The 14,833-nt window shown below is 64.7% G+C and carries 10 protein-coding genes; 9 read left to right on the top strand and 1 reads right to left on the bottom strand.

The annotated features are described in order from the left end of the window. Positions 1-10: 10 nt before the first annotated feature. The 8 genes from G513_RS22305 to G513_RS0109345 all read left to right on the top strand — a co-directional run bounded on the left by G513_RS22305 (position 11) and on the right by G513_RS0109345 (position 12,890). A complete protein-coding gene (locus tag G513_RS22305) occupies positions 11-2,233 on the top strand; it encodes a type IV pilus secretin PilQ (protein WP_022976581.1) in 2,223 nt (740 codons plus the stop codon). Between the two features lie 56 nt (positions 2,234-2,289). Further along, positions 2,290-2,841 carry a shikimate kinase AroK gene (gene aroK / locus G513_RS0109375; protein WP_022976580.1) on the top strand — a complete coding sequence of 184 codons (552 nt, stop codon included), beginning with the start codon at positions 2,290-2,292 and terminating at the stop codon, positions 2,839-2,841. Beyond that, entirely contained in the window at positions 2,826-3,950 is a 1,125-nt protein-coding gene (gene aroB / locus G513_RS22300) for a 3-dehydroquinate synthase (protein WP_022976579.1), read from the top strand. Before aroK ends, aroB begins: the two co-directional genes overlap by 16 nt. Further along, positions 3,947-5,095, top strand: a complete 1,149-nt coding sequence (locus G513_RS0109365) for a deoxyguanosinetriphosphate triphosphohydrolase (RefSeq protein WP_022976578.1) — start codon at positions 3,947-3,949, stop codon at positions 5,093-5,095. Before aroB ends, G513_RS0109365 begins: the two co-directional genes overlap by 4 nt. A 20-nt stretch (positions 5,096-5,115) precedes the next feature. Further along, positions 5,116-5,811: an REP-associated tyrosine transposase gene (locus G513_RS0109360; RefSeq protein ID WP_022976577.1), complete on the top strand. Its 696-nt coding sequence runs from the start codon at positions 5,116-5,118 to the stop codon at positions 5,809-5,811. Between the two features lie 202 nt (positions 5,812-6,013). Then, entirely contained in the window at positions 6,014-10,738 is a 4,725-nt protein-coding gene (locus G513_RS0109355) for a glutamate synthase-related protein (RefSeq protein WP_022976576.1), read from the top strand. Between the two features lie 38 nt (positions 10,739-10,776). After that, positions 10,777-11,352 carry a hypothetical protein gene (locus G513_RS0109350; RefSeq protein ID WP_156891509.1) on the top strand — a complete coding sequence of 192 codons (576 nt, stop codon included), beginning with the start codon at positions 10,777-10,779 and terminating at the stop codon, positions 11,350-11,352. Positions 11,353-11,426: 74 nt separating this feature from the next. Continuing rightward, positions 11,427-12,890, top strand: coding sequence for a glutamate synthase subunit beta (locus G513_RS0109345; RefSeq protein ID WP_022976574.1), 1,464 nt, complete (start codon positions 11,427-11,429; stop codon positions 12,888-12,890). Positions 12,891-12,939: 49 nt separating this feature from the next. Here the strand turns inward: G513_RS0109345 and G513_RS0109340 are convergent, their stop codons facing one another. Further along, a complete protein-coding gene (locus G513_RS0109340) occupies positions 12,940-14,019 on the bottom strand; it encodes a hypothetical protein (RefSeq protein ID WP_022976573.1) in 1,080 nt (359 codons plus the stop codon). Positions 14,020-14,136: 117 nt separating this feature from the next. On the opposite strand from G513_RS0109340, the gene G513_RS0109335 reads away from it, so the two are divergent. Next, positions 14,137-14,787 carry a YceH family protein gene (locus G513_RS0109335; RefSeq protein WP_022976572.1) on the top strand — a complete coding sequence of 217 codons (651 nt, stop codon included), beginning with the start codon at positions 14,137-14,139 and terminating at the stop codon, positions 14,785-14,787. Positions 14,788-14,833 lie beyond the last annotated feature (46 nt).

Here is a 14,833-nt window from a genome sequence, read left to right as displayed (position 1 = left end):
AAACAAGGCTGTGATCAGCGGGGCGGGATGGCTGCACCGTGCTGCCGCACTGCTGCTGCTGGCGCTCGTTGCCCTGGGCCTGCCGGTGCAGGCCCAGACTCAGAGCCAGACGGTGCGCTCGCTGCAGAGCATGGATTTCGTCGCGCTCGACGGTGACCGTGTGCTGCTCACCCTGACCCTGTCGTCTCCGGCACCGGAGCCGGTGGTGTTCGCCATCGACAAGCCGGCGCGCCTGTCGATCGATCTGCCGGACACCACGCTGGCGCTGGTCAACCGCTATCGCAAGGTCAATGTCGGCCAGGTCCGTTCGGTGGCCGCCGCCGAGGCCAAGGGCCGTTCGCGAATCGTCGTCGAGATGAACGCGCTGACGCCGCACACGGTGAGAGTCGACGGCAACAAGATTTACCTCGAACTCGCCGGCGTTACCGGTGCCTTGTCGTCACCGAAGGCAGCCACGCCGTTGCCGCCGCGGACGACCACCACCGTTGCCCCGACAGCGGCTCCGACGGTGGCGCCGGCAAGAGCTGCCGCGAGCACGGCACCGGTGCAGGGTTTGATTTCGAACATCGACTTCCGCCGCGGCGAGAAGGGCGAAGGCCGGGTCATCGTCGCGCTCGGCGACACGCGCAATGCCGTCGATGTCCGCGAGGAAGGCGGCAAGATCGTGGTCCGCTTCAAGAACACCTCGGTGCCGGAACGCCTGGCCAAGCGATTCGACGTGCTCGATTTCGCCACGCCGGTGAAGTTCATCGACGCCTCTCGCGACGGCGCCAATGCCCAGATCATCGTCACCCCGATCGCCGCCGGTGACTTCGAGCAAGTCGCCTATCAGTCCGGCAACGTGTTCACGCTGGAACTGCAGCCGATCTCGCAGGAGAAACTCGACGAGCGTCGCCGGCTGGAGCCGCAGTACACCGGCGAGAAGATCAGCCTGTCGTTCCAGAGCATCGATGTGCGCTCGCTGCTGCAGATCATTGCCGACGTCGCCCAGACCAATATGGTGGTCTCCGATTCGGTGACCGGCCAGATCGCGATGCGCCTGCAGAACGTGCCTTGGGATCAGGCGCTGGACATCATCCTGCGCACCAAGGGACTGGGCCAGCGCAAGTCCGGCAACGTGATTCTGGTGGCGCCGCTCGACGAGCTTGCCCAACGCGAGAAGGCCGATCTGGAGAACGAGAAGCAGAAGGTGCAGCTCGCCGCACTGCGCTCGGAGATCATCCAGGTCAACTACGGCAAGGCCAGCGAGCTGGCGGGCCTGATCAAGTCGAAGGAAAACTCGGTGCTGTCCGAACGCGGCAGCGTCACCGTCGACGAGCGCACCAACACCATGCTGGTGCTGGAAACGCGCGACAAGCTCGGCGAGATCCGTGCGCTGGTGCAGCGCCTCGACATTCCGGTGCGCCAGGTGCTGATCGAGTCGCGCATCGTCGTCGCCCGCTCGAATTTCGATCGTGAATTCGGCGCCCGTTTCGGCTTCAGCGGCAACCGCACCCGCGATGGCGGCAACGGCGGCCTGATCTCCACCAGCGGCAGCGGCGAAGGCACCAACACCTCGCTGACCGGCTCGCCGACCGGTCTGCCGTCGATCGGCGGCTCGACACCGGCGCCGCGCGCGGCGGGTGCGATCGGCGATCGCTACAACGTCAATCTGCCGGTCGCCAATCCGGCTGGCAGCATCGCGCTGGCCATCCTCGGCCGCAATTCGCTGATCGATCTCGAACTGTCGGCACTGCAGTCCGAAGGCAAGGGCGAAGTGATTTCCTCGCCGCGGGTGATCACCGCCAACGGCAAGCAGGCGGCGATCGAGCAGGGCCGCGAAATCCCGTTCCAGAACGCCACTTCAAGCGGAGCCACGGCCGTGCAGTTCAAGAAGGCGGTGCTCAGCTTGAACGTGACGCCGCAAATCACGCCGGACAACCGGGTGATCATGGATCTGGCGGTCACCAATGATTCGCAGGGTACTGACGTCGCCCAGAGCGGCGGCGGCTCGGCGCCGGCCATCGATACCCGCAAGGTGACTACCCAAGTGCTGGTCGACAACGGCCAGACCGTGGTGCTCGGCGGCATCTACGAGCAGACCACCAACGACAGCGTCACCAAGGTGCCGCTGCTCGGCGACATTCCGGTGCTCGGCGTGCTGTTCCGCAACAAGATCAAGATCCAGAACAAGACCGAGCTGCTGATCTTCATCACGCCGAAAATCCTCAGCGAAGGCCTGAAGGTAAACTGACGGCCACGGCCCTGACGCAGGCGAGGGCCTTCATCCCGAACCCGCGTCAGTAGCCGGTGAACAGCAAGCGCAACATCTACCTCGTTGGCCCGATGGGCGCCGGCAAAACCACGGTCGGGCGAAGGCTCGCCGATGCCTGCCGGCTGGAATTCGTCGATTCCGATCAGGTGGTCGAGGCGCGCACCGGCGTCAACATCGCCTTCATCTTCGAGAAGGAAGGCGAAACCGGTTTCCGCAAGCGCGAGTCTGCCGCGATCGCCGAGCTGGTGCAGCGCGACGGCATCGTGCTGTCGACCGGCGGCGGCGCGGTGATGGATCCGGGTTCCCGTGCCTTGCTCGCCGCCCGAGGCTTCGTCGTCTACCTGCACGCCAGTGTCGATCACCAGATCGCCCGCACCGAGCGCACCGACAACCGGCCGCTGTTGCAGGTCGGGGATCGCCGTGACACGCTCCAGCGCCTGTTCGCGCTGCGCGATCCGCTGTACCGCGAAATTGCCGATTTCATCGTCCACACCGATGGGCGCAATGCTCGCGCCCTCGCCCGCGAGATTGAAGATCATCTGGTCCGCCCCATTGCCGCGCCCCTGAAGCCATGCGTCGACTCCTAAGCGTTGAACTCGGCGAACGCAGCTATCCGCTGGCGATCGGCGCCGGCCTGCTGGCCGATCCGGAGTCCTATGCCGAGCTGCGCGGCAAGACGCTGCGCATCGTCACCGATGCCAACGTCGCTGCCCGCTATCTCGATCCGGTGCTCGACGCGCTGAACCTGACCCGCGAGCACGCCTTCGTGCTGCCGGCCGGTGAGCTGCAGAAAACCTGGGCCAATGCCGAACAGGTGCTCGACTGGCTGCTGGCCAGCCGCATTGCTCGCGATGGTGTGCTGATCGCCCTAGGCGGCGGCGTGATCGGCGATCTGACCGGTTTCGTTGCTTCGATCTACCAGCGCGGCATTGCCTTCGTGCAAATGCCGACCACTCTCTTGTCGCAGGTCGATTCCTCGGTCGGCGGCAAGACCGGCGTCAACCACGCGCGCGGCAAGAATCTGATCGGGGCCTTCCATCAGCCAATCGCCGTGTTCGCCGATACCGACACCCTGAACACGCTGCCGCCGCGCGAGCTGTCGGCCGGCCTGGCCGAAGTGATCAAATGCGGCATGCTCGGCGACGCTGCGCTGTTCGCCAGGCTCGAGCGCGACATCGATGCGATCCTGACGCTCGATCCGAACGCGGTCGCCGAAGCCGTCGAGCGCTGCTGCAAGCTGAAGGCGCGGATCGTCGCGCTCGATGAACGCGAATCGCTGGCCGGCGGCCCGCGTACCTTGCTGAACCTCGGCCACACCTTCGGCCACGCGGTGGAAACCTTCACCAAGTACGAGACCTGGCTGCATGGCGAAGCGGTGGGCCTCGGTCTGGCGATGGCCGCAGACATGTCGATGCGCCTCGGCTGGCTGAAGGCCGAAGATGCCGAGCGCTGTCTGAAGCTGATCGAGCGTGCCAAGCTGCCGATTCGGCCGCCGGCGGCGATGACGCCGGACGATTTCCGCAGCCTGATGGCGCGCGACAAGAAGGTGGCCGCCGGCAAGCTGCGGCTGGTGCTGATGCGGGCGATCGGCGAAGCGGCGACCACCGCCGATTTCGACGTCGCCGCGCTCGACGCCACCCTGGGCCATTTCTGCACGCCTGCCGACGCATCGGACGCCGCGATACAAGCCGCATGACGCTCGCGCCCTACGCCGCGCGCGAGGATCGCTCGCGAGGCCGTCGCCACGCCGAAGCGCCGCCGCAGGGGCGCAGCGAATACCAGCGCGATCGCGATCGCATCATCCATTCGGCGGCGTTCCGCCGGCTCGAATACAAGACCCAGGTGTTCGTCAGCCACGAAGGCGATCTCTATCGCAATCGACTGACCCATTCGCTGGAAGTCGCCCAGATCACCCGCAGCCTCGCCCGCGGCCTGCATCTGAACGAGGACCTGGCCGAAACCATCGCCCTCGCCCACGACCTCGGCCACACGCCGTTCGGCCACGCCGGCCAGGACGCGCTCGACGATTGTCTGAAGGCGCATGGCGGCTTCGAGCACAACGCGCAGAGCCTGCGGGTGGTCGATGAACTGGAAGACAAGTACGCCGAGTTCCGCGGCCTGAATCTCACGTTCGAGACCCGCGAAGGCATCCTCAAGCACTGCTCGCTGAGCCGTGCGGCGACGCTCGGCGATGTCGGCGAGCGCTTCCTGAGCAGGCATCAGCCTGGCCTCGAAGCGCAGCTGACCAACATCGCCGACCAGATCGCCTACAACAATCACGATGTCGACGACGGCCTGCGCGCCGGCCTGCTGAGCATCGAGCAGATGTGCGAAGTGCCGCTGTTCGCACGCTTCCACGCCGAAGTCACGGCGCGCTACACGGCCTTGACGCCGCGCCAGCTGCGCCACGAAACGATCCGCCGGATGATCAACGCGCTGGTCATCGACCTGCACAGCGAAACCACGCGGCGCCTCGCCGAGCAGGAACTGGCCGATATCGACGCCGTGCGCAGCCATGGCAAGCCGCTGGTCTCGTTCAGTGCAGCGATGCAGCGCGAAAACCGCGATCTGAAGCGCTACCTCAGCGAGCAGCTGTACAGCCACCACCAGGTCTACCGGGTGATGCACAAGGCCCGGCGCATCGTCCGCGAATTGTTCGAAGCACTGCATGCCGACATCCGCCTGCTGCCGCCCGAGTTTCATGCCGCAGCAGGCGCAGCAGCAGCGACCGCCGGCGAAACCGGGCAGGCGCGGGTGGTGGCAGATTACGTGGCGGGGATGACGGATCGCTTTGCGCAGGATGAGCATGCGCGGCTGTATGACCTTCGCCAGTTGCGATAAGGCTTGAAAGCTCAGCCGTCATGGCCCGCCTCCCTCGCCTGACCGTCCCCGGCTACCCGCACCACGTCATCCAGCGCGGCAACAACCGGCAGCTGGTGTTCGTCGACGATCAGGACCGGGAAACCCTGCTCGGTCTGCTCAGCGAATACGCGACGAAGCACAAGGTGGCGATCCATGCCTGGGTGCTGATGGGCAACCATTTCCACCTGCTGGCCACACCCGCTACCGAGACCGGCCTGCCGCTGATGATGCAGGCGCTCGGCCGGCGTTATGTGCAGATCTTCAACCGGCGCCACGCGCGCACCGGCACGCTTTGGGAAGGACGCTATCGCGCCACTTTGGTGCAGACTGATCGCTACCTGCTCGCCTGCATGGCCTACATCGATCTCAATCCGGTGCGCGCCGGGCTGGTGACGAAAGCGGCGGACTGGCGCTGGTCCAGCCATCGTCATTACATCGGCCAGCAGCAGGACCGGCTGCTGACGCCGCATCCGCTGTGCTGGGCGCTCGGCAACACGCCATTTGCTCGCGAAGCGGCTTACGCCGATCTGGTGCAGCAGGGTGTCGCGCTCGATCAGCAGGCGCTGCTCACCGATGCAACGCTCAAAGGCTGGGTATTGGGCGATCGCGCTTTCCTCGACCAGATCGAAGCACAGACCGATCGTCGGACCACGCGTGGCCGCGCCGGCCGTCCAGCACTGAAAAAATCGGGCTGAATGGGGGTTCTGAGCCGGCGGTTTTCAAGCTTAAACAAATAATTAACAACAGATTTAAATGTGTCCCCAATTTAAATGCTGGCTTGCGTTTGGCAAAATTAATCTGTATCTGACCCCAATTAAATCTGGGGGTTTGGTCTTGGCATTCTTGTTGCGGCGCAGTACGCTCCTGTCCCCCTGCCAGACCTTCCCTAGGTTAGCCATGTCGCACGAGCCCGCATCACCTGCCCAGCGCAAGCACGCCGAACAGCACGGCCTGTACCGCAAGTCCAACGAGCATGACGCCTGCGGCATCGGCTTCATTGCCAATATCAAGGGCGACAAGGCGCATTCGATCGTCGAGCAGGGTCTGTTGATTCTGAAGAACCTCGAGCATCGCGGCGCAGTCGGTGCCGATCCGCTGATGGGCGATGGCGCCGGCATCATGATCCAGGTGCCGGATCAGCTCTATCGCGAGGAAATGGCCAAGCAGGGTGTCGAACTGCCGCCGCTCGGCGAGTACGGCGTCGGCATGGTGTTCCTGCCTAAGGAAAATGCTTCGCGCATCGCCTGCGAGCAGGAAATCGAACGCGCCGTCGTCGACGAAGGGCAGATCGTGCTCGGCTGGCGCGATGTGCCGGTCGATCTGAACATGCCGATGTCGCCCACCGTGCGCGCCAAGGAGCCGGTGATCCGCGAGATCTTCATCGGCCGCGGCCCGGACATCACGGTGACCGACGCCCTGGAACGCAAGCTCTACGTGATCCGCAAGGCTTCCGGCCATGCGATCCGCGGCCTGAACCTGATCCACGGCAAGGAATTCTTCGTGCCGTCGATGTCGGCGAAAACGGTGGTCTACAAGGGCCTGCTGCTGGCCGATCAGGTCGGCGTCTATTACCTCGATCTGCAGGACGAGCGCTGCGTCTCCGCGCTCGCGCTGGTCCATCAGCGTTTCTCCACCAACACCTTTCCGGAATGGCCGCTGGCCCATCCGTATCGGCTGGTCGCGCACAACGGCGAGATCAACACGGTCAAGGGCAACTTCAACTGGATGCGCGCCCGCGAAGGCGTGATGAAGTCGGCCGAGCTGGGCGACGATCTGCAGAAGCTCTTCCCGCTGATCTATGAAGGCCAGAGCGACACCGCCTGCTTCGACAACGCGCTCGAACTGCTGGTGATGGCCGGCTACCCGATCGCCCACGCGATGATGATGATGATTCCCGAGGCCTGGGAAAATCACACGCTGATGGACGAGCAGCGCCGCGCGTTCTACGAATACCACGCGGCGATGATGGAGCCTTGGGACGGCCCGGCGGCGATCTGCTTCACCGACGGTCGTTACATCGGCGGCACGCTCGATCGCAACGGCCTGCGCCCCTGCCGCTTCGTCACCACCGACGATGACCTCGTGGTCATGGCTTCGGAATCCGGCGTGCTGCCGATCGAGGAATCGCGGATCACCAAGAAGTGGCGCCTGCAGCCGGGCCGCATGTTCCTGATCGACCTCGAAGAAGGCCGGATCATCGAAGACGAGGAAATCAAGGACACCTACGCCAGCGCCGAGCCGTACAAGGCCTGGATCAACCGCGTGCGCATCAAGCTCGACGAGCTGAAGACGCTGCCGGCGAAGAACCCGCAGGAGCCGTCGACCGTGTCGCTGCTCGATCGCCAGCAGGCGTTCGGCTACACGCAGGAAGACATCCGCGTGCTGATGTCGCCGATGGCCGTCGCTGCCGAGGAAGCCACCGGCTCGATGGGCAACGACTCGCCGCTGCCGGTGATGTCGAACAAGCTGAAGCCGCTCTACAGCTACTTCAAGCAGCTGTTCGCGCAGGTCACCAACCCGCCGATCGATCCGATCCGTGAAGCGATGGTGATGTCGCTGGTGTCGTTCATCGGCCCGAAGCCGAACCTCCTCGACACCGCCAACCTGAACCCGCAGATGCGTCTGGAAGTGAGCCAGCCGGTGCTCGACTTCTCGGACATGGCGAAGCTGCGCGACATCGGCGCGCATACGCGCGGCAAGTTCAAAAGCTACGAGATCGACATCTGCTATCCCGTAGCCTGGGGCAAGGAAGGCGTGGAAGCGCGCCTCGCCAGCCTGTGCGCGACGGCGGTCGATGCGGTCAAGGATGGCTACAACATCCTGGTCCTGACCGACCGCAAGATGGACGCCGACTTCGTCGCGATCCCGGCCTTGCTGGCCACGAGCGCCATCCATCTGCACCTGGTCAACAAGGGCCTGCGCACCTCCACCGGTCTGGTCGTGGAGACCGGTTCGGCGCGTGAAGTGCACCACTTCGCGCTGCTCGGCGGTTACGGCGCCGAAGCGATCCATCCGTATCTGGCGATGGAAACCCTGGGCGCGATGGCCCAGGGCCTGCCTGGCGAATTGAGCCCGGATCAGGCGATCTACAACTACAAGAAGGCGGTGTCGAAGGGCCTGATGAAGGTCATGTCGAAGATGGGCATCTCGACGTGGATGTCCTACTGCGGCGCGCAGATCTTCGAAGCGATCGGCCTGAACCGCGCGGTGATCGACAAGTACTTCAGCGGTACGCCGTCGTCGATCGAAGGCATCGGCGTGTTCGAAGTCGCCGAGGAAGCGGTGCGCCTGCACACGCTGGCGTTCGGCAACGACAAGGTGTTGGCCAACATGCTCGACGCCGGCGGCGAATACGCCTTCCGCGTCCGTGGCGAAGAGCACATGTGGACGCCGGACGCGATCGCCAAGCTGCAGCATTCGACCAAGGCGAACAGCTTCTCGACATACAAGGAATACGCCCAGATCATCAACGATCAGAGCAAGCGTCACATGACCTTGCGCGGCCTGTTCGAGTTCAAGGTCGATCCGGCGAAAGCGATCTCGATCGACGAAGTCGAACCGGCGAAGGAAATCGTCAAGCGCTTCGCCACCGGTGCCATGTCGCTCGGCTCGATCTCTACCGAAGCGCACGCAACCCTGGCCGTGGCGATGAACCGCATCGGCGGCAAGTCGAACACCGGCGAAGGTGGTGAAGACCCGGCGCGTTACCGGCTCGAGAAGCAGGGCATCGTCATCAAGGACGGTGCGACGATGGCGTCGGTCATCGGCGAGGAACAGGTCGAGGCGAACATCCCGCTGCAGGCGGGCGACAGCTTGCGCTCGAAGATCAAGCAGGTCGCTGCCGGCCGTTTCGGCGTGACCACCGAATACCTGAACTCCGCCGATCAGATTCAGATCAAGATGGCGCAGGGTGCCAAGCCCGGCGAAGGCGGCCAGCTGCCCGGCCCGAAGGTGTCGGAATACATCGCCCGCCTGCGCTACTCGGTGCCGGGTGTCGGTCTCATCAGCCCGCCGCCGCATCACGACATCTATTCGATCGAGGATCTCGCGCAGCTCATCCACGATCTGAAGAACGCCAACGATCGCGCCTCGATCTCGGTCAAGCTGGTCGCCGAAAGCGGCGTCGGCACGGTGGCTGCCGGTGTCACCAAGGCCAAGGCCGATCATCTGGTGATCGCCGGCCATGACGGCGGCACCGGCGCTTCGCCGCTGTCGAGCGTCAAGCACGCCGGCGCGCCCTGGGAACTCGGCATGGCCGAAACCCAGCAGACGCTGGTGCTGAACGGCCTGCGTTCACGCATCCGCGTGCAGGCCGACGGCCAGATGAAGACCGGCCGCGACGTGGTCATCGCCGCGATGCTCGGTGCCGATGAAGTCGGCTTCGCGACCGCGCCGCTGGTCGTCGAAGGCTGCATCATGCTGCGCAAGTGCCATCTGAACACCTGCTCGGTCGGCGTTGCGACTCAGGATCCGGTGCTGCGCAAGAAGTTCGCCGGCAAGCCGGAATACGTCGTCAACTTCTTCTTCTTCGTTGCCGAAGAAGCGCGCCAGCTGATGGCTCAGCTCGGCATCCGCACCTTCGACGAACTGATCGGCCGCAGCGATCTGCTCGACAAGTCCAAGGCGATCAGCCACTGGAAGGCGCAGGGCCTCGATTTCTCGCGGCTGTTCTATCAGGCGCAGACCGAGCCGGGCGAACCGGTACGCCACACGCTGACCCAGGATCACGGCCTCGACAAGGCACTCGACAACAAGCTGATCGCCCATGCCCGCGCAGCACTGGACAAGGGCGAGCAGGTGTCGTTCATTTCGCCGGTCAAGAACCTGAACCGCACGGTCGGCGCGATGCTGTCTTCCGAAGTCGCGCGTCGCTACGGCCACGCCGGCCTGCCGGACGACACCATCCACATCCAGCTGCAGGGCACGGCCGGCCAGTCCGCCGGCGCCTTCCTGGCCCACGGCATCACGCTTGATCTGGTCGGTGCCGGCAACGATTACGTCGGCAAGGGGTTGTCGGGTGGTCGCATCATCGTTCGTCCGAACACCGAGTTCCGTGGCTGGGCGGTCGACAACATCATCGTCGGCAACACGGTGCTGTACGGCGCGATTGCCGGTGAAGCCTTCTTCAACGGCGTGGCCGGCGAGCGCTTCGCGGTGCGCAACTCGGGCGCCACGACGGTCATCGAAGGCACCGGCGATCACGGCTGCGAGTACATGACCGGCGGCACCGTCGTGGTGCTCGGCGAGACTGGCCGCAACTTCGGCGCCGGCATGTCCGGCGGCATCGCCTATGTCTACGATCCGGACGGCAAGTTCGAATCGAAGTGCAACATGGCGATGATTGCCGTCGAGCCGCTGCTGATCAAGAGCGAGCAGGAAGCCAACGTCGACCGCGGCCTGTGGCACAGCCTGGAGCGCAACGGCAAGAAGCAGACCGACGAAGCGATTCTCCGTTACCTGCTGGAACGACATTTCAAGCACACCGGTTCGACACGTGCGCGTAATCTGCTGGACGACTGGGCGAACAACCGCAAGAAGTTCGTCAAGGTCTTCCCGCACGAGTACAAGCGCGCGCTCGGCGAGATGGCTGCAGTCGCCAAAAAGGACGCAGTCCCGGCCTGACCTCATTGGGGTGGCCTGATCGAAACCGGAGTGTCGCGATGAAGCGGATCTTGAAACTGTCTTTTCGGGCAGGGGCCCCTGCCGCCGTGCTGCTGGCTGCCTTGATGTCGGCGGGACCTGTCGCGGCCGAGATGCTGACGCGTCCCGGCTTCTTCAGCGTCGATGTCGAAGGCTGGGAGCAGGACCCTGGCGACAACCGGGTGATCTTTGCCTGCAAGGATTGCGGCTCGCCGGTGCAGATCCAGATCGACTACGGCCCCGAACTGCCGAAGGAAGCCGAGTACCAGACCAACGACGAGTTCCTGGCCCGGCTGAAGAAGGAAGACGCGCAGCGCCAGTTCGCCAGCCTGCTGATCGAGCAAAGCGTGCCGGACGGTGTCGAGCTGAAGTACGACATCCAGAAGACCAGCTTCAGCAAGGTCGGCGGTCTGAAGGTGTTCGAGTACTCGGCGCTGATCGCCACCGCGCCGAGGGAGACACGGGACAGCACCATCATCGGCCTTCAGCATCACCGGCTGATGAAGCTGACCCTGAATCATTACGACGACGCCCTGACCCCGGAAGCCGGCGCGCGGATCAGCGCCTTCTTCAAGAGTCTGAAGTTCCTGATGTAGCGACGCGCCGCCGTTGATGCGGCGCTGTATTCCAAGCTGGCAACAAGCCGAACTGAAACACCGAGACGATACCCATGGGCAAGACCACAGGCTTCATCGAATACACGCGCCAGAAGGAGAGCTATCTCCCGGTTCCGGAGCGCGTCAAGAACTACAAGGAATTCGTGCTCGTTCTCGAGAACGAGAAAGCCAAGACCCAGGCCGCGCGCTGCATGAACTGCGGCACGCCGTTCTGCATGACCGGCTGCCCGGTGAACAACATCATTCCGGACTGGAACGATCTGGTTTACACGCAGGACTACCGCAACGCGCTCGACACCCTGCACTCGACCAACAACTTCCCCGAGTTCACCGGCCGCATCTGCCCGGCGCCCTGCGAAGCGGCCTGCACGCTGAACGTCAACAACGACGCCGTCGGCATCAAGTCGATCGAAAACTTCATCATCGAGAAGGGCTGGGAAAACGGCTGGGTCGTGCCGCAGCCGGCCACCGTCAAGACCGGCAAGAAGATCGCCATCGTCGGCTCCGGCCCAGCCGGGCTCGCGGCCGCGCAGCAGCTCGCGCGGGTCGGCCATGAAGTGACGGTGTTCGAGAAGAATGATCGCGTCGGCGGTCTGCTGCGCTATGGCATCCCGGGCTTCAAGCTCGACAAGGCCAATGTTGATCGCCGCATCGAACAGCTGAAGGCCGAAGGCATCATCTTCCGCACCGGTGTCTATGTCGGTGCGGGCAAGCTCGGCACGATCACCAACTGGTCCAAGGAAACCATTTCCCCGGATCAGCTGAAAGCGGATTTCGACGCTGTGCTGCTGACCGGTGGCTCGGAGAACCCGCGCGATCTGCCGGTGCCGGGCCGCGAGCTGAAGGGCATCCATTTCGCGATGGAATTCCTGCCTCAGCAGAACAAGATCGACGCCGGCGACAAGCTCAAGACCCAGCTGCGTGCCGATGGCAAGCATGTGGTCGTGATCGGCGGCGGTGACACCGGTTCCGATTGTGTCGGTACCTCGAACCGTCATGGCGCGGAAAGCGTCGCCCAGTTCGAACTGCTGCCGCAGCCGCCGGAAACCGAGAACAAGCCCATGGTCTGGCCGTACTGGCCGACCAAGCTGCGCACCTCGTCCAGCCACGAAGAAGGCTGCGAGCGCGACTGGTCGGTGGCCACCAAGCGCTTCGAAGGCTCGGGCGGCAAGGTCGAAAAGCTGGTCGCCTGCCGGCTGGAATGGAAGGACGGCAAGATGACCGAAGTGCCGAACTCCGAGTTCGAGATGAAGGCCGATCTGGTGCTGCTGGCGATGGGCTTCGTGTCCCCGGCGGCAACCGTGCTTGAAGCCTTCGGTGTCGACAAGGACGCCCGCGGCAACGCCAAGGCGACCACCGATGGCGACGGCTGCTACAAGACCAACATCGACAAGGTGTTCGCAGCGGGCGACATGCGCCGCGGCCAGTCGCTGGTGGTCTGGGCGATCCGCGAAGGCCGCCAGGCTGCGCGTGAAGTCGACAGCTTCCTGATGGGCAGCTCCGACCTGCCGCGCTGATCGGGTTGCTGCGACAAGGCCCGCCTCGTGCGGGCCTTGTCGTTTCTGGCTACTCGGCGAGGCTGTGCTCGGGCGGCAGCGCCATCCACAGCCGCAGCTGCGAACGCCAGTGGCGCAGTTCCAGTTCCAGCCAGTTGCTGGCCGAGATGATCGGCAGGCCGCCGTCGCTGGGCAGCGGCGTCAGCTGGGCGTCGGCGGGTGGTTTGGCTTCCTGCGACTGCGCCGGCGCTTGCCCGGACTGTTCGTCTGGCGTGCCTTGATCCTGACTCGATTCGGTCGCGCTTTCCTCGCTGATCTCGTCGACTTCATCCTGCTCGCGCGCCGGGCCGAGGATCAGCAGCCCGGACAGCAGGAAACTCTGCATCGGCCACAGCGCGAGTGGATCGAGCACGGCCTGGAAGCGGGCGCTGTGCCCGGCCAGCGCCGCCGCGGCGCCCGGGTAGTCGAGCTTGATCTCGCTGCGTGCCAGTTCTTCGAGGCTGGCCTGGATCAGGGCCAGCACGGCGCGGTCGATGATCGGTGCGCCGGCTTGCCGCTGCACGCTCAGGCCCAGGGTCAGGTCGAGCAGTTGCCCATCCGCGCTGTGCACGCTGCCACGCACGAGCAGCTGCAGCAGCTCGTTCGGTCCCTTGGTAGCGAGGCTGGCGATGGCGGCGGGATCGTTGGGCGTTCTCGGGTCGGGCACCAGCAGCAGGCGGCTGCGCGGTTCGCCGGTCAGGCCGGCGAGCAGGTTCAAGGTGAATTCCACTGTCGGGCTGCCCTTCGGCAAGAGCGGATCGCCGCGCAGCGCCACCGTTGCGGGTGACAGGCTCAGGCGATCAACGAGCTTGAGCGTGGCCGCGACGATCGAGGGCTGTCCTGGCGGCTGGGTCTGTTCCGATGCAGGCGACAAGGAAGCCGCAAGCGTTGACGGTGGTGTCGATGCCACCAGCAGCGCCGCCGGCGATGGCGGTGGCGCTGCGCGGGCATCAGGCACCGTGACCAGGCCATCGAGCACCGACCACGGCGTGCCCGCCGCGAGTGCTGCGACCTGGATCAGGGTCGAGCGATCCGGCGACGCGCTCAACGGCACGCTGTTGACTGGCAGTTTGATCACCAACGGCAGCTGGGCATTGACGCCGATCCGCATGCCCGCCCTCCGAAGCACTGTGAAAAATTCGAACCCGTTGCGACTTATCGGCAGGCAATCGCGACACTTGAGGCTCGGAGACGACCCCGGCCAGCCGTGGCAGCGCGATAATCGCGCATGAGCCAGATCCTGCTATCCCCGAACGAAGCCCGCGTGCTCGCGGCGCTGGTCGAGAAATCGATCACCACGCCGCAGTACTACCCGATGACCGTCAACGCGCTGATGATGGCGTCGAACCAGAAGAACTCCCGTTCGCCGGTGATGAACCTCACCGAAGGCGATACCGGTGCGGCGTTGAACACGCTCGAAGCCGACAAGCTGGTGACCCGTGACGACAACGCCGGCCGCGTGCCGAAGTGGCGTCATCGCTTTCATCATCAGCTGCTGCTGAAAGCGCCGACCATGGCGGTGCTGGCCACCTTGATGCTGCGCGGCCCGCAAACTCCGGCCGAGCTGCGCGCCAATGCCGCTGTCCTCAATGGCCCGCCGGACGCTGAAGGTATTCAGGCCGCGCTCAACGATCTCGCCGATCGCGCCAGCCCGTTCGTGATGCAGCTGGGCAAGCAGCCGGGACAGGCTGCGGCTCGCTGGATCCATCTGCTCAGCGGCACGCCGTCCGCCGCCGAGATCAACGAAGCGGTGTCCCGCCCGATGCGCGCCCCAGCGCTGGAACCGGCCTCATCGCGCAGCGATCTGGAAGCCCGGCTCGCCCAGCTGGAAGCGCGCATCGACGAACTCGAACAAAGGCTCACCGCCGCCGGCGGCTAAGGCTGGCCGCGGCGATCCGCCGCCACGGGCCGGGCTGTTTGCCCAG

The organism is Nevskia ramosa DSM 11499 (genome assembly GCF_000420645.1).
Taxonomy (GTDB): Bacteria; Pseudomonadota; Gammaproteobacteria; order Nevskiales; family Nevskiaceae; genus Nevskia; species Nevskia ramosa.
Note: the sequence above shows the minus strand (reverse complement) of the source record. Positions and strands in the feature narration are given on the sequence as shown.